10 protein-coding genes are annotated in these 16,229 nt (G+C 41.7%); 7 read left to right on the top strand and 3 right to left on the bottom strand.

Features of this window, described 5'->3' with window-relative positions:
• Nucleotides 1-137 precede the first annotated feature (137 nt).
• Nucleotides 138-1,550 carry a pectate lyase family protein gene (locus BM378_RS13870; RefSeq protein ID WP_074989414.1) on the top strand — a complete coding sequence of 471 codons (1,413 nt, stop codon included), beginning with the start codon at nucleotides 138-140 and terminating at the stop codon, nucleotides 1,548-1,550.
• A gap of 314 nt (nucleotides 1,551-1,864) precedes the next feature.
• Here BM378_RS13870 and BM378_RS13865 read toward each other — a convergent pair whose 3' ends face one another.
• Nucleotides 1,865-2,263, bottom strand: a complete 399-nt coding sequence (locus BM378_RS13865) for a DUF2750 domain-containing protein (protein ID WP_074989413.1) — start codon at nucleotides 2,261-2,263, stop codon at nucleotides 1,865-1,867.
• Nucleotides 2,264-2,894: 631 nt separating this feature from the next.
• Nucleotides 2,895-3,476: a TetR/AcrR family transcriptional regulator gene (locus BM378_RS13860; protein ID WP_074989412.1), complete on the bottom strand. Its 582-nt coding sequence runs from the start codon at nucleotides 3,474-3,476 to the stop codon at nucleotides 2,895-2,897.
• 126 nt (nucleotides 3,477-3,602) lie between these two features.
• Between BM378_RS13860 and BM378_RS13855 the strand changes: the two genes are divergently transcribed.
• The 5 genes from BM378_RS13855 to BM378_RS13835 all read left to right on the top strand — a co-directional run bounded on the left by BM378_RS13855 (nucleotide 3,603) and on the right by BM378_RS13835 (nucleotide 14,118).
• Entirely contained in the window at nucleotides 3,603-4,646 is a 1,044-nt protein-coding gene (locus BM378_RS13855; protein ID WP_065978515.1) for an alkene reductase, read from the top strand.
• Nucleotides 4,647-4,766: 120 nt separating this feature from the next.
• Nucleotides 4,767-8,069 (top strand): exodeoxyribonuclease V subunit gamma, encoded by a 3,303-nt coding sequence (gene recC, locus BM378_RS13850; protein WP_074989411.1) that lies wholly within the window; start codon nucleotides 4,767-4,769, stop codon nucleotides 8,067-8,069.
• A complete protein-coding gene (gene recB / locus BM378_RS13845) occupies nucleotides 8,056-11,637 on the top strand; it encodes an exodeoxyribonuclease V subunit beta (protein WP_074989410.1) in 3,582 nt (1,193 codons plus the stop codon). The genes recC and recB overlap by 14 nt, the downstream gene beginning before the upstream one ends.
• Nucleotides 11,638-11,642: 5 nt before the next feature.
• Nucleotides 11,643-13,676 carry an exodeoxyribonuclease V subunit alpha gene (gene recD / locus BM378_RS13840; protein WP_081759723.1) on the top strand — a complete coding sequence of 678 codons (2,034 nt, stop codon included), beginning with the start codon at nucleotides 11,643-11,645 and terminating at the stop codon, nucleotides 13,674-13,676.
• Nucleotides 13,663-14,118, top strand: a complete 456-nt coding sequence (locus tag BM378_RS13835; protein ID WP_074989409.1) for a GNAT family N-acetyltransferase — start codon at nucleotides 13,663-13,665, stop codon at nucleotides 14,116-14,118. The genes recD and BM378_RS13835 overlap by 14 nt, the downstream gene beginning before the upstream one ends.
• An 87-nt stretch (nucleotides 14,119-14,205) precedes the next feature.
• On the opposite strand, the gene BM378_RS13830 is transcribed toward BM378_RS13835, so the two are convergent.
• Complete coding sequence (locus BM378_RS13830) at nucleotides 14,206-15,495, bottom strand: amidohydrolase (protein ID WP_036967817.1); 1,290 nt, start codon at nucleotides 15,493-15,495, stop codon at nucleotides 14,206-14,208.
• A gap of 54 nt (nucleotides 15,496-15,549) precedes the next feature.
• On the opposite strand from BM378_RS13830, the gene BM378_RS13825 reads away from it, so the two are divergent.
• Nucleotides 15,550-16,212 (top strand): Crp/Fnr family transcriptional regulator, encoded by a 663-nt coding sequence (locus BM378_RS13825; protein WP_065978513.1) that lies wholly within the window; start codon nucleotides 15,550-15,552, stop codon nucleotides 16,210-16,212.
• The last annotated feature ends 17 nt before the right edge of the window (nucleotides 16,213-16,229 follow it).

Below are 16,229 nucleotides of genomic sequence, written 5' to 3'. Positions count from 1 at the left end.
TTTCTTTTTAAAAATCCATTTGCCACCGGTGGCAAATGAAGATAACATAAAGTTAACACCGCATTAATTAAACTGTCAATTTTTTAATCAGCATAAAGGCTGGTTTTTTTCTATAAGGTACAAAAAGGTGGGTTTGAATGAAAAGTGAACAATACCGGTTTCGTCGAAACGTCCTATTGCTACTGTTTGGTGCATTGAGTGTGTCATTATTTAGTGCAAATAGTATGGGTCAGTTGTTAACGCCTAGGTCTATTGCCTTTGATGGTGCCGAAGGGTTTGGTAAATTCTCTCGAGGTGGCGCAGAGGGTAAGTTGTATATTGTAACGAGCCTCGAAGACAAAGATGAGCCCGGAACCTTACGTTACGCAATTAAACAAAAGCATCCTCGCGTTATTACATTTGCTGTGTCTGGGGTGATTAAGCTGTCAAAAGAATTAAAAGTAAACCACGGTCGAATTACGCTAGCAGGGCAAACCTCTGCGGGAGGCATTACCATTTCAGGTGCGCCATTTACTGTCTCAAATGCAGAGGATGTGATTATTAGGTTTATTCGTTTTCGATTAGGGACATTTAAGGTGGTAGAAGACGCATTAACTGTGCGCAATTCTAACAACGTTATTATAGATCATTGTTCATTAAGCTGGTCTGTTGATGAAACGGGTAGCTTTTACAATAATCGTAATTTCACATTACAAAACTCTATTATTTCATATAGCTTAAACGACTCTATTCATCCTAAAGGAAAGCATGGTTATGGTGGTATTTGGGGAGGAGCTAATGCCTCTTTTATTAATAATATAATAGCAAATCATGCAAGTAGAACTCCCCGTATAAATGGACATAGACTAAAATCTCCTTACCCTTACACAGATGAATTTATCGAAGTTAGTAATAATATTATTTTTAATTGGGGACACAATAATGTGTATGGCTCTGAGAATGGGCGATTTAACCTAATAGCGAATTATTACAAACCGGGTAAAGCGAGCAAGCGCATTCAATTTGCGGATATTTGGTTCTCTCCATTCATTAGCAAAAACCAAGCTTATATCGCTGGAAATATTCTAGAAGGGTACCCAGAGTTTGATGATAAAAACTGGTTAGCTGTCAATTATAGAAATAAAAAAGAAGGGAAACGTATCGCCAGCCAAGCAAACAGCCCTTGGTTGAGTGATAAAAAAATTATAGTTGAGAAAGAGTCTGATTTTAAAGCAAAGAATGCGAAGCAGGTGTTTTATGACATCGCACAAAATCAGTTAGCGGGAGCGAATAGAAATGCAAATGGCGTGTTCATAGACAGCATTGATCAGTTAGTTTATGACCAACTCAATGACAAGCGTCCCGTAACAGGGGATGGGTTAATTAATCATGAACTTGACGTTATTCCTAGCTGGCAAGCGTATGAAGCTCAATTTAAAGATGTTGCTGTTGTTCAAGATAAAAATAACGACGGTATTGCCGATAGCTGGTTTGCACAACAAGAAGCGGTGTTAAAAACATTAAACGAATCACAAAAATTAGAATTATATTTAGAGCATTTAGCAAAGTAGTCAATAATTTTTGTTAAATTTGCAGGATTAGGTATTTTACGGATTGGTATCATAGCCTATCGGTAAATGCCGCATAAAAAAGGGAGCTATTGCTCCTAATGCCAGTCAGTTAAGCAGTTTTTTGAATAAATATGTGAATATTATTCAGTTAAAGCTGCTTAAAGCAGGTGGGGATAAAATTAGCTAAAGACCATATAGCAAAAGGGCTACAGTAAGATTTTTATAAATCATCGCTGTAACCCTTTATTTTATTGGTTTTTCCTTAACTGATCTGCATTAAGCTATTGCTCCCTTTTTTAAGTTATAAGCATGATTTAAAAACGTCTTTTTGGCACTCTTAGTTGCGAGTCAAATTCGTCAGGGAATAAAATAGTACCGTCATCTTGTTCAGTTGGAAAAACGGCAATCAGTAAGTCATCTTGTTCAAGACCTGGCGTCCAGCGGCTCAACCAATCTTTGACGGGTATCGCTTTGGGCTCGCAATCTTGCCACTCTCCGGTTGCCCAACTTTGTGCAAACTCACGGCTAGGCCAAACGGGTACGCAGTCATCGTCTTCATTGGTAAGCATTACACAGCCGTGCTCATCATTAAGGATCCAAATCTGTTTAAATTCGTGAACCATTTCAAACATATAAGCGAGTCGTTTTTTTGTACCAAGGGCAAGGATTTCGTCTAATTCTGTTTCAACACGTTTTGCAGTTGCATTATTCATGACAGGCTCACTCTTTTTAGTTATACACAGCATTATCTTAATCATAAGGTGATAAATTAATATGACAAGTAATAAAGCGATTATCTCTGTGCAATGAATGGTGGTTAATGCCCTTCACGGCTATTAACGTAAGCGGCAAGCCATTGGTGCATTCGCTGTTTATAAATTAGATAGTTGTTGGTTCGGTATGTGTTGATTTTGCACTTATCGATTTAGATTTAAGTAACTGAAATCGTTCACTGGAAGGTGGCACCAATGCAAAAGATAAATCATTTATCCACGAAGAATTAATATTAACAGTGACATAAGCAGGGTACACGTGCACTTTTTCTACAATAGTAATCGTGCTGATAACGCTGTGAGTTGGGTTGTCAGGAAGGGGCAAATTTTCGGGATGAGTAAACCTACAAGGTGGGATTATGGGGCAGGACAGTTAATTTAACACTGAGCTGTTCAATGAAGTCATGGTTACTTGCTGTGATTGTAAATATATATTTTCCAGGCTCAGTTGCTTTATGTGTATGTGTAATAAGAGAAAAGTGGTCTCCTAAATTGATCTGCTTTTTTGTAAGATAACTATTCGCTATTGGTGTGGCGACATAGTAGTTATTAATAGTGCGAGTGCCGTGAGTTAATTAAGAAGGGCACAATATAAATCATCGGCAAGCAGCTGTAGCGCTTTCGGATCGCTATTAGTGAGCGCATAAGTACGGATACCATAAATACCCATAACTAAAAAGCGCGCCAATTGCTGCGCGGTTTTACTGCTTTTAAATTCGTTGTTATCAAGGGCTTTTTGAATTTGTTCGGCAAGTGTATTTTCGTAGGCATTTAAGTTGCCACGTAGCACGCTGCAAATTTGTGGATCGTTGCCTTCTACCTCTGAAATACTCTTGGTGAGTAAGCACACTTTTGCTACTTCGCCTTTAATACACTCATCAACAATGAGGGACAGATAATTTTTAAGTGTCTCTAAAATAGGCTGTTTATTATGAAATAACGCTGTGAACTGTTGATTACGATCTTTTTGATATTGTTCTATTGCTCTTAAAAATATCGCTTTTTTATTGCCAAAGGCGCCGTACAGCGAACCGGGGTGAAGGCCAGTAACGTGCGTTAGTTTTTGCATGCTGGTTTTAGCATACCCAAACTCCATGAAGGCTAGCATGGCTTGTCTTAACACATAGTCATTATCAAATTCAGCGGTTCTCATTACGTCAACTTTTTGAGGTCATTATTTGCAGTCTACTTAATCTTGAACAAATATTCAAAAATAGCCTTGAATAATGATTCAAGAATCCCTATCTTGAATGTACATTCAAAAATAATTGAGACATTTATGGCTACTGATTTATTAACTCCCTTTAGGTTAAACGACACTATTGAACTGCAAAACCGTGTATTAATGGCGCCGCTTACGCGCTGTATGAGTGATGATGATTTAGTCCCCACTCAAGCAATGGTTGACTACTATGCACGCCGTGCCGATGCCGGTTTAATCATTAGTGAAGCGACAATTATTCGCCCTGATGCACAGGGTTACCCAAATACCCCAGGGCTATTTACCAGCGAACAGATTCAAGGCTGGAAAAAAGTCACCGATGCAGTGCATGCGAAAGGCGGCAAAATGTTTGCTCAGCTTTGGCATGTAGGGCGTGTGGCTCACCCACATTTTTTTGGTGGTGATGTACTTGCTCCTTCGGCAATCGGTGTAGAAGGGTCTGTGCCACGCATGCGTGAATTAACTTACGTGACACCAAAAGCAGCAACCATTGAAGACATTCAAGGTTTAATTGCTGATTACGCTAAAGCGGCTGAAAACGCTATAGAAGCGGGCTTTGACGGGGTTGAAATCCATGGTGCAAATGGGTATTTAATTGATCAATTCTTACACTTCGCTGCCAACCAACGCGATGACCAATACGGTCAAACACCAGAAAATATGTCACGTTTCGCCTTAGAGGTTGTAGATGCTGTAATCGCAGCCATTGGCGCAGATAAAACAGCATTACGTTTATCTCCGGGTGCATATTTTAATATGAGTGAAGATAACCGCGATAAGGCCGTGTTTGATTATTTATTAACAGCGCTTGAAAGTCGCAATCTTGCCTATCTTCATGCGGGTATTTTTGATGACAGCATGCGTTTTGCAAGCCTTGAAAATAAAACGACATCTGAATACTTACGCAGTGCATATAAAGGTACATTAGTGGGTGTAGGTAGTTATACGTTTGAGTCAGCTAATCAGGCAATTGATAACAACCAATTTGACTTAATCGCGATTGGACGCCCCTTTATCGCAAACCCAGATTACATTAGTAAAGTTACCCATGGTGAAGCATTAACACCTTACAGCGAAGAAATGCTGGCAGAACTTATCTAATCTGCAGATCGCTTAAATTGTCACCTAAGAGCGTACTTAGGTGACTCTTATACCTATCCCATCTAATTAAAATATCTTACACTGTGTCAATTAGTTAGTTTCAAGCAAGGACAGTGTAAAGTGCTGAATATAATTCAATCAAATCGCATGGAAGCACTGCAAGCGCGGTTTCACGCTCTTCTTAAAGTTAATCCGTTAACGAGTCCATTCAAAAAAGAAATTGTGCTTGTGCAGTCACCCGGTATGTCGCAGTGGCTAAAAATAGGCTTAAGTGAACATTTAGGCATTGCCGCACAGGTTGATTTTCCACTGCCATCTAGTTTTATTTGGCAGCTGTATCAGCAACTATTGCCCGATGTGCCCAGTGAATCTCCCTATAATAAAGCAAACCTTGCGTGGAAGCTGTTTGCTATTCTGCCTGATTGTATTGATGAGCCGTTGTATTTACCTCTAAAAACGTATTTAGATGGCGATACTGATGGCCAAAAGACCTTCGCATTATGTGAAAAAATCGCCGATGTGTATGACCAATACCTAATGTATCGTCCACATTGGATTGCCACGTGGGAGCAGGGCACAGATCAACTTGATGATGTTGATATAGGCATAGCACCTTGGCAGCCTGATCTTTGGCGTAGGCTGGTGGCGCACAGTAAACAACTTGGCCAAAGCCATTATCATCGTGCCAATATGCAAGACCAATTACTCGCTGCGCTTGAAACGATGGATAGCAGCTTATTACCCGAGCGTATTAGCTTATTTGGTATTTCGGCGATTGCCAGTAGTCAGCTTGAAGTGTTCCAAGCCATTGCGAAAAAAACGCAGGTGTTTCTGTTTTTCTTCAACCCAAGCGAGCACTATTGGGGTGACACTTTAGATGAAAAAACGGCTGCTAAAATTGCTGCAAAATATGCCAAACGTCCGCACCTAGATGCGCTTGAAGACCATGCAAAAAATCCCGACCATGAGTACTTTTTTATTGGCAATCCGCTGCTATCGTCGTGGGGGAAATTAGGCCGAGATTACTTTGAGCAATTATTGCAGCTAGACGCGCAGTGGTTAGATGGTTTTGAGAATGAATTTGATGACACTTTATTATCGCAAATTCACGCTGAGATTTATCAATTAGCGTTTAAAGGCGAATCGCTTACACCCGATAAAGAATGGTTTATTAACGATGAAGGTAAACTGCCAATTAAAGCAGGCGATACCAGTATTGTGCTCAGTGACTGTCACACGCCACTGCGTGAAGTAGAGCGGCTTCATGATTACTTATTAAATTTGTTTAACCAAAACCCACACTTAACGCCGAAAGATATTATTGTGATGATGCCCGATGTTGGCACTTACAGCCCGTATATCGAGGCCGTTTTTGGTGGTGCAGAAGGTCGTCGTTTTATTCCTTATGCGTTAGCCGATTTAGCCATTGAACAAGAAAAGCCTGTACTGAGTTCATTTGCAAGTTTGGCCGATTTACCTTACTCACGGTTTGGTGTGTCTGACATTCTTGATTTACTGCAAGTCACACAAATCGCCGAAAAGTTTAACTTAGAGGCTCATGAATACGAACAAATTGGCTTTTGGCTTGAGCGAGTGGGTGTTAAATGGGGTTTAGATGCCGCGCATAAAGACAGTTTTGGTCTTCCTGCTATTGATTTAAATACCTGGCAGCATGGGTTAAACCGGTTACTGCTAGGGGTGGCACAACGTGATGAACACATGCCATTTTCGGGAATTTACAGTGCCGATGAAGTCGAAGGCATGGCGTTAAATACCCTTAATAAATTAATTGAATTTATTGATGTATTGGCTCGTTATAAAGAAAAACTACACGATGATGCACCATTAAACGAAAAAGCCGCGATTTTAAAAGCCCTGCTTGGCGAAATTTACAGTGATGAGGGCGAGCAAAGCTGGGATTTACTGGTACTGCAAAAAGTGCTTGATACGCTCATTAAGCATTACGAAAACGGTGATTACCAAGGGGATGTTTCGCAGCGTATTGTTAGCTATTTAGTGAAGCAAGGTATTCAAGAGAAAGGCGTAGGACAGCGCTTTTTAGTTGGGCAAGTGAACTTTTGTACGCTGATGCCAATGCGTGCCGTGCCCTTTAAAGTGGTGTGTATGCTGGGTCTGAACGATGCTGATTACCCTCGTACCGTGCAGCCCATTGGTTTTGACTTAGTGCCGTATTCAAAACGCCAAAAAGGCGACCGTTCGCGTAAACTAGATGACAGGTATCTGTTTTTAGAAGCCATTTTAAGCGCCCGTGAAAACTTATATATCAGTTATATTGGGCGCTCGTGTTTTGATAACCAACCAAGAATGCCCTCAACACTCGTCAGTGAGCTGTTAGAATACATCGCCCGTAGCTTTAAATTTGACGATGAAAAAGACTGTCACGCAGCACTGCCCGAGGCGCTGATTAATTATCAGCACTTGCAACCGTTTAATCCTGCCTATTATCTTAAGGCTAAGCAGCCTGCGGTAACGCAATTACACAGCTATAACCCGGTGTGGATACCCGCTCAAAGTATTACGCCAGAGCCACAGCAAGACCTGTGTGTATCACCCGAGCAAATTGTTGAGCTAAACCAGTTTATTCGCAGTGTGTGTCAGCCGCACGAAAGCTTTTATCAGCAGAGTTTGGGCTTAAGGTTGCCGCAATTTAATGATATTGCGAAAGATGAAGAGCCATTTAGCCTTGATGCACTGCGTCGCTATTTCTACTTAGATGAAATTTTAGAAGCCAGTATTCTAGAAACACCACTTAATAAAGCGCAAATCATGCAACGCGGTGAGTTGCCCCAAGCGCATGTTGGCGATTTGGTGTTTGAAAGTATGCAGCACCGTGTTGATGCGTTAGCAGGGCAGGTGAAAGCCCATATTCAAGATGATGAGTTGCTGCCAATTGAAGTCAAAATAACTCTTGAAAATACCACCTTAGAGGGCTGGCTTAACCACATTTACGGGCAAAAACAGGTGTTTTATCGTACCGCAAGCATTAAAGCCAAAGACGTGATTAAGGGCTTTATTCAGCATTTAGCTGCACAGATCATGGGCCAACATGTTGAAACCTTAATACTTGGTTTAGATAAACAAATTAGTTTTTCAGCGCTTTCACAAGACGATGCACGTGGTTATTTGAACGATTGGTTTATGCTCTATAAAGCATTACTTACACGGCCAGTGGCATTTTTTCCAGTAAGTGGCTACGAGTACATTAAAACAAATAAAGACATGGCAAAAGCGAATAATAAATTTGCCCCGCAATATATCGGTGTAGGTGAAGGAGAAAACCCCTATATTCGCCTAACCATTCGGAATCTAAAAGACTGCGAAGACGAGTTTATTCATTGGAGTGAGCTGCTTTTATCGCCGCTGGTTGAATTAGCGCAGGAGGCTGACCATGCAAACGCTTAATCCTATTAGCATGGAGCTTTGTGGGCAAAGCCTGATTGAAGCCAGTGCCGGTACAGGTAAAACGTACACTATAACGGGGTTGTATTTACGTTATTTATTGGGCTTACAAAAAGCGACGGACGAAGATGGCACTGCGCTTTTAAATACCCCGCTCAGTGTTGAACAAATATTGGTTGTTACTTTTACTGAGGCGGCTACCCAAGAAATAAAAGACCGCGTGCGCGCACGTATAATCAATGCCAGAGATGCACTGCTGGGCAAAAATCCTGAAGATGAATTAATTAGTCAAATTATCAATGAAGTTAATGACAAACACGCGGCATTTGATTTACTCGACGCTGCGGCCAAATCAATGGACGAAGCGGCTATTTTTACTATTCATGGCTTTTGTCAGCGCATGCTCAAACAGCACGCGTTTGAGTCAGGTGTCGCGTTTAACTTAGAATTTATTTTAGATGAGCGAGAGCTCATTCAAGAAACACTCAATGATTTTTGGCGTGCCTTTGTATACCCACAGTCAAAAGCGCGCACAGAAGCGATTACTGATATTTTCCCGGTACCAGCGTCGATGTATCCGCACGTGGTCAGTTTGCTCAGCAAACAAGGGGCGATTATTACCCCTGAATACAACCTTGATGAAATATGGCAAGCACGCGATAACTTTGTCGCAAAAGTACCTGCTTTTAAAAAGGCATGCCGTGACAGTGAATTTATCAATGCTGTAAAAGCGTCTGATCTGAGTGGTTCTAAAACGCCAGGCCGCAAAAACAGCCTTGCAGCGCTTGAAGAATATCTAAACAATGACGACACCTTTTTTGTATTTGGCACCAGCAAGTATTCGTTTGAAGTTTGGAGCACAGAGAATTTAAGCGACCCTGCGAATTATAAGAAAAACGGCAGTTTGCTTAGTCACGCAATGACGGCACAGTTTGATGAAATGGCCAAACTGAGTAGCCTTATTAATAACGGCTTGAATATTGCGATAGTGCAATATGCAACAAAATGGGTTGCGAATGCACTTATAAAACGTAAGCAGGAGCAAGGGGTTATCACCCCTGATGATTTGCTAACTAACTTGCATCAGGCACTTTGTAGCGACCAAGGAGACGTGCTAAGCGAAAAAATAGCGGCCTTATTTCCTGTTGCCATGATAGACGAATTCCAAGATACCGACCCAGTGCAATACGGTATTTTTAGCCGCATTTATAACGCCAAAAATACCACACTCGCTATGATAGGCGACCCAAAGCAGGCTATTTATGGTTTTCGTGGTGCAGATATTTTTACCTATATTGGTGCCAAAAAAGCGGTTGTTGCGCAAAAACAATACACATTAGACACTAACTTTCGCTCAAGTGAAGGGGTGGTCGAGAGTGTAAATCGCATTTTTTCTAAAAACGCTAATAGCTTTATTTATAACGATGCGATTCCGTTTCAAGCAGTTCATGCAAAGGGGAAGCCTGAAAACAAAGCGTTTTTAATCAATGGCGAAACCACCAATGCATTTGAGTTTTCAGTGTTTGTTGATGAATACGCTCAGGCTAATAATAAGCCAACCAGCAAAGGGGTTGCCCAGCAGGCGCTTGCCCAGCACTACACACAAAAAATCACACGCTTACTTAAGCAGGCGCATTCAGGTGAAGCCACAATTGCTGGCAAAGCGGTCACCGCTGCCGATATTTGTGTATTAGTGCGAGATAGAAACGAAGCACAACTGATGAAGTCGGCGTTGAGTGAGGCAGCCATTGCCAGCGTGTATTTATCTCGCGATAGCGTGTTTCAGCAAGAGCTTAGTCATCATTTATTAAACTTTTTAACAGCGCTTCATGGTCAGTACGATGAATCATTATTGCGCGGCGTACTGGCAGGCCCCTTGTTTTGCTTAAGCTATAACCGTATTTATGCGTTACATGAAAACGAAAGCGAATGGCAAGAACATTTAAACTTTTTCGCTCAGCTTTCACATATTTGGCATAAGCAAGGTGCGATGGCGATGCTTGAGCGCTTACTGAGCCACAATCAACTCGCTGCACGCTGGCAGGGGCTTGGTTATAACGTGGAACGTTGGCTGACAGATTTTCGCCATTTAGGTGAAATCTTGCAGCAAAAGCAAATTGAACTAGAAGGCACTCACCGATTATTGCGCTGGTTTGCGCAAAAGGTCAGCCAACAAGAGGGTGAAGCGGTGCAAGTTCGTCTTGAAAGCGATGCCAATTTAGTAAAAATCGTCACGATGCATGCTTCAAAGGGTTTGGAATATCCGATAGTGTTTATGCCGTTTGCTTGTGGCTACCGTGAAACCAAAGAAGCGCTTTATCATCATAACGGAAAACTGGTTTACGACCTTGCTAACGGTGATGAGGCCTTACAAAAAGCAGAGCAAGAACGTTTAGCTGAAGACTTGCGTTTATTGTATGTGGCGTTGACCCGTGCGGTACATTTTTGCTCAGTCGGTGTGTATAACATTGCACAAGGGCGCAGTAATCGCCCTGGTATACAAAGTACCAGTATTGGTCATGTACTGTTTGCAGGGGAAGAAATTAAATCGGCTGATGAGTGGCACAGGTTATTAAGCGATTTTTGTGCTCAGTCGGCGCATATGCATTTTGAAGCTTTTACGCAACCCGATGAGGTCACTGTGCTTGACCTAACAAGCACAGGTGCTGAGCAGTCATATCAAGTCAACACACTCGAACCCCACATTGAACGAGATTGGCGTTCAACCAGCTTTAGTGCATTAACCTTTAAAAAGCAGACTGATCATATTGAACTGGGGCGCAGTGATGAAGATCACGAAAAAGATGAATTTTTAGCGCAGCAAGCAGTGCAACTAACCCCCTATAGTTTCCCGAAAGGTGCGAAGCCGGGCAGTTGTTTACACGAAATATTTGAGCAATTGGACTTTACGGATCCCTATGCATTGAAACGACCTGACAACGAGCGTGACGACCATGCTCTTGATAAGGTAATAACAAAACTGTTTGCCAAGTATCACATTGATGATAGTTGGGAGGCAATGACCGAAAGCTGGATCAATGCCGCTTTAAAGTGTCCACTAAACGATAAAGGGCTTTGTTTATCGGCGCTTTCGCCTGAAGTGTGTTTAGTCGAAATGGAGTTTAATTTACCGTTATTATCGCTTTCAAGTGATAAGTTAAATCAAATTTTGGTAAAGCATTTTGGTTTACCGGGGAAACTCGACTTTACTGATGTGCAAGGTTTACTAAAAGGCTTCATCGATTTAATTTTTTGTTGGCAGGATAAGTATTACATTCTTGATTATAAGTCGAACTTTTTAGGCAACAGCGCAGCTGATTATCAACATGATCAGCTTGAGCAAGCGATGAGCAGTCACCAATATCATTTACAGTATTTGATTTACACTGTTGCACTGCATCGCTTATTACAACAACGTGTTAAAAATTACGACATAGAGACCCATTTAGGCGGCGTGTATTACACCTTTTTACGGGGCATGAGTGATGGCCAAGGGGTGTACTTTAATCAGCTTACAAAGCCGCAAGTACTTGAGCTGGATAGTTTATTTGCACGAGGAGCAATGTTATGAGTCAGATGACATTTGGCTTTGATGAACGTGAACCAGAGCAACCTCGCAAACACAAAGAACCGTTAAAGGAGCCTGTACAGGCATTAGAGGGGACTGAGGTTGAAATGAAAACACAGCCCTTACTGGACTTTTTGTTAGAGACGAAACGTATTCGCTTAGTGGATGTAAAACTTGCTGAGCTTTTAATAGGCACTGATACCTCCCAGAAAAATGAGGTGTTCTACCTTATTTTGTTGCTTGCCGTCGCTCAGCAAAGCCAGCATAGTTGCTTAGATTTAAACGCTATTAATTGGCAAAATCCGTTTGCAATTAGAGAACAGGCAGTATCAGACGCAAGCATTGCTGCACCTGATATTATTTCGCCGTTTTCAGAAAACTATGACGCGCAGCAAGCTGAAACACAGCTCATGGCTGCAGCTTGTGTGGGTGATGACAAGCCACTGCTGCTGTTTGCTAATAAGTTATATTTTGCGCGATTAGCTCAGTATGAAACTGTGTTAGCGTCACGTTTGAGTCATTTGGCAGCAAAACCACTAAACATCGATGAAACGGCTTTAACTGCGCTTTTGACAGAGTATTTCCCTGATGAAGCTCACCGTGAAGACCCCGCAGATCCTATTAAAACGTTAAATTGGCAAAAAGTAGCATGTGCCATAGCCGCCACCAAAGGCTTTAGTGTGATTACCGGAGGGCCAGGCACCGGTAAAACCACAACTGTCACCAAATTATTAGCTATTATGCAGTCGTTGTATGCCAGTGCACCGTTGACAATTAAGTTGGTTGCACCAACGGGTAAGGCCGCGGCTCGTTTAAGTGAGTCAATTTTGGGAGCGAAGCAAAAACTCAGTATGATCCCAAAAGACATCGCACCGCTTATTCCTGAAACGGCACAAACGATTCACCGCTTACTTGGCGTGATTCCGCACACGAATAAATTTCGCCATAACAAACGTAATCCACTGCATTTAGATGTGTTGATCATTGATGAAGCCTCCATGGTTGATTTATCGTTAATGGCAAAATTAATTGAGGCGCTGCCAAGTCATGCTCGGTTAATTCTGCTGGGAGATAAAGACCAATTAGCCTCAGTTGATACTGGCAGTATTCTCAGCGATTTATGCCAAGGATTAACACTTGAAAAAATGCCCGCCTACAGCCAAGCGCGGGCAGAGCAACTCAATCGGGTGTGTTTTAATAATCGCGCCGTGCTTTCACACAGTGAAGACAGTTACTTGTTAAGCGACTGTATTGCGTTTTTACAGCAAAGCTACCGTTTTGACGGCAAAAGCGGCATAGGTCAATTAGCGCAAGCTGTTAATACCAATAGCCAAGGGTTACTTGGGTATGTTGAGCAAACGGTGAACGAGGGCGGCTTTAGCGACCTTAAACTTAATTACAATGTGATTAACAAACCGATTGAGCATTTTGTTCAGTTAGCAGCCCAGCATTATCAGGCGTATTTAACACTGATACGCGAAGGTGCTGGGGTGGCTAAAGTGCACAATGCTTTTTCTGACTATCAACTACTGGCAGCGGTGAAAGAGGGCGATTATGGCGTAAACAGCCTTAATCTTCGAATTGAAAAAGCACTTTCACAACAAGGGCTTATTTCACCGTATCAGCGCCATTACCTGGGCATGCCCATTATGATCAGCCAAAATGATTATCAGTTAAAACTGTTCAATGGTGATATTGGTATTTTAATGCACGATGAGCAAGGTCAACTAAAAGCAATGTTTATTGATGAGCAAGAAAACATTCGTGCTTTTTCGCCAGCTCGTTTACCCGCTCACGATAAAGTGTATGCCATGACTATTCATAAATCGCAGGGCTCTGAGTTTGCGTATACAGCGATGATTTTACCGCCAATAAATCAAGCAAACCAAGGGATCAACAGACAGCTTGTGTACACGGGGATCACTCGTGCAAAAAACACCTTTGAGCTGGTGGCAGATAAAAACGTGTTACTAATGGCAATGAATAAATCAGTTACCCGAGCATCGGGTTTATTCGATAGGTTAAAACATGCAGCTAGTTAGCGTGACTGATGAGCATTTAACTAAGCTAATGGGTTGGTTTAACACAGAGGCGGAGCTGCGTATTTGGTCTGGGCCATTTTTTAACTTCCCATTTGATGCACACAGCTTTAAACAAGATTTAAATCTTGATGAACTGAACTCATACGCGCTGGTAAATAATGAGGGCCAGATGTTGGCTTTTGGCCAATATTACTTACGTGAAGGATGCTGTCATTTAGGACGTTTGGTCGTGGCTTTGAATATGCGGGGGCAAGGGCTTGCAAAAATACTGATTAATTTATTAAGCGAGCAAGGCAAACAGCAATTGCACTGTAATACAGTGTCGTTGTTTGTATATACCCACAATACCTTGGCCATTGCAGTTTATAAAAAATTAGGTTTTCAAGAATCCAAGTACCCAGCCCTAATGCCTTTGGCAGACTGTATCTACATGGTTAAATAAAAAGAGCCGATTAGTTCGGCTCTTTTCACAAGATTATTATTTAAGGTAATAAACTATTTAAGGTAATCAACTATTTAAGGTAATCAACTATTTAAGGTAATCAACCACTAATTGCGTCATGGCATTTACACCCAATTGTAATGCTTTCTCGTCTGCAAAAAAGTGTGGTGAATGGTTACTAGGCGCTGTTACGGCATCTTGACCTTTTGGCGTAACTCCTAAAAAGAAGAACATTCCTGGTGTTTCTAAGGCATAGTAACTAAAGTCTTCTGCCCCTGTTATTAATGGCGTTGTGATCAGGTTTTCTTTGCCAACCACACCTGCAAGTGTTGGTGTCATTTTCTTGGTTAATTCAACATCGTTCACGGTGACTGGGTAACCGTGATCAATGTGAACATGCGCTTCTGCGCCACCAGATTCAGCCACCATTTCGGCGGTTTTAGCTAAGCGTTTTTTAATATCAGCACGCATGTCTTGATCAAAAGTACGAATTGTACCGACCATTTCAACTTGATCAGGGATTATATTATTACGTACACCCCCATTAATGGCACCAAAGGAGACAACAGAAGGGGCTTTTGTTACATCAACTTGGCGTGATGCAATGGTTTGCGTTGCCATAATAATTTGTGATGACGCGACAATGGGGTCAACCCCATTCCAAGGACGCGAGCCATGAGTTTGGCGACCTTTTACAGTAATCGTAAATTTATCGGCGCTGGCCATTAGCGGTCCTTCACGAAAACCAATTTGCCCTGTGTTCAGTGAGCTGGTGACATGTAAACCAAAGATGGCTTCGGGTTTTTCTTTAAATAAGCCTTCTTTTAGCATTAGTTCAGCACCTCCTTCTTCGCCATCGGGTGCACCTTCTTCTGCAGGTTGGAATACAAATAGAATATCGCCAGCGAGATTATCTTTAATTTTGACCAAAGACTCAGCAGCAGCCATTAAGATTGCGACATGATTATCGTGGCCACAGGCATGCATAACACCCACGGTATTACCTTTATATTCAGTTGTTTGTGTTGATGCAAAAGGTAAATCAACTTGCTCTTTAACTGGCAGGGCATCCATATCTGCACGAAGCGCGATAAGTGGCCCTTTTTTGCCGCCTTTTAATTTGGCCACCACACCGGTGTGAGCTACGCCTGTTTGCACTTCTAGTCCTAATGAGCGAAGGTGTTTAGCAACATACTTTGCCGTTTCAAATTCACGATTGCTCAGTTCTGGATATTGATGCAGATGGCGGCGCCATTTTATGACCTTTTCACTGACACTTTTATTGGCTGATTTAAGTTCTGTCTCTATATCACTGGCAAATGCAGGAGCAGACATAGCACTGAGCAGTAAGCTGGTCGAAAGTAGTTTGTTAAACATCCTGTATCCTCTTATTATAAGTAATTGCACTCATAACAATGTAAGTATAAATAATTGAATGAACAAGACCTTTCGATAATTAACCACGATAAATGGTTTAAAAATCGCAGCCAAGAGTTTAAGCAACACTTACTTAAAAACGCTAAATTAATCACGTGTAATGCAGGTGATGCCTTATTTTTGCGCGGTGATGAAAATACGGGTTTGTATTGTGTAATAAGTGGGGTGTTACGTGTATCGGGCGTAAACAAACAAGGTAAAGAAGCGGTGCTTAGTTTTGTAACAAGTGCCATGTGGTTTGGTGAAGTGGCGCTTTTTGATGGCGGCAAACGAACTCACGATGTGTATGCCCATACTTCAGTGCGCCTTATACATGTGTCTGAACGAGCACTCACTCAATTGCTGAACGAACACCCGATATACTGGCATGACTTTGGGGTGTTATTAACCGAGAAAGTGAGAAGTTTGTTTGATTCTTTAGAAGATCATGCGTTACTTACGGCAAAGCAAAAAGTCAGTAAGCGACTGTATATGTTGTGCCACTCATCGGGGCAAACTAGGTTGCCACTTTCTCAGCAACAACTTGCCGATATGACTTATTTAACACGGCAAACAGTGAATCAAATATTACAATCATTGCAAACAGAGTCAGTTATTAGTCTTAAATATCAGATAGTTGAAATAGAAAATTTAGATAAACTCTTAGCTCAATGTTAGCTTGGAACTAAAATTGC

This window comes from Pseudoalteromonas lipolytica (assembly GCF_900116435.1).
Taxonomy (GTDB): Bacteria; Pseudomonadota; Gammaproteobacteria; order Enterobacterales; family Alteromonadaceae; genus Pseudoalteromonas; species Pseudoalteromonas lipolytica.
The sequence above is the reverse complement of the archived record's forward strand: the minus strand, read 5'-3'. Positions and strand labels throughout refer to the sequence as shown.

Bases quoted from the DNA above. Each gene is read 5' to 3' on its own strand.
- BM378_RS13830 (WP_036967817.1), bottom strand. From the start codon at position 15,495: ATGTTTAACAAACTACTTTCGACCAGCTTACTGCTCAGTGCTATGTCT.
- BM378_RS13860 (WP_074989412.1), bottom strand. From the start codon at position 3,476: ATGAGAACCGCTGAATTTGATAATGACTATGTGTTAAGACAAGCCATG.
- recD (WP_081759723.1), top strand. From the start codon at position 11,643: ATGACATTTGGCTTTGATGAACGTGAACCAGAGCAACCTCGCAAACAC.
- BM378_RS13855 (WP_065978515.1), top strand. From the start codon at position 3,603: ATGGCTACTGATTTATTAACTCCCTTTAGGTTAAACGACACTATTGAA.
- recB (WP_074989410.1), top strand. From the start codon at position 8,056: ATGCAAACGCTTAATCCTATTAGCATGGAGCTTTGTGGGCAAAGCCTG.
- BM378_RS13870 (WP_074989414.1), top strand. From the start codon at position 138: ATGAAAAGTGAACAATACCGGTTTCGTCGAAACGTCCTATTGCTACTG.
- BM378_RS13835 (WP_074989409.1), top strand. From the start codon at position 13,663: ATGCAGCTAGTTAGCGTGACTGATGAGCATTTAACTAAGCTAATGGGT.
- BM378_RS13865 (WP_074989413.1), bottom strand. From the start codon at position 2,263: ATGAATAATGCAACTGCAAAACGTGTTGAAACAGAATTAGACGAAATC.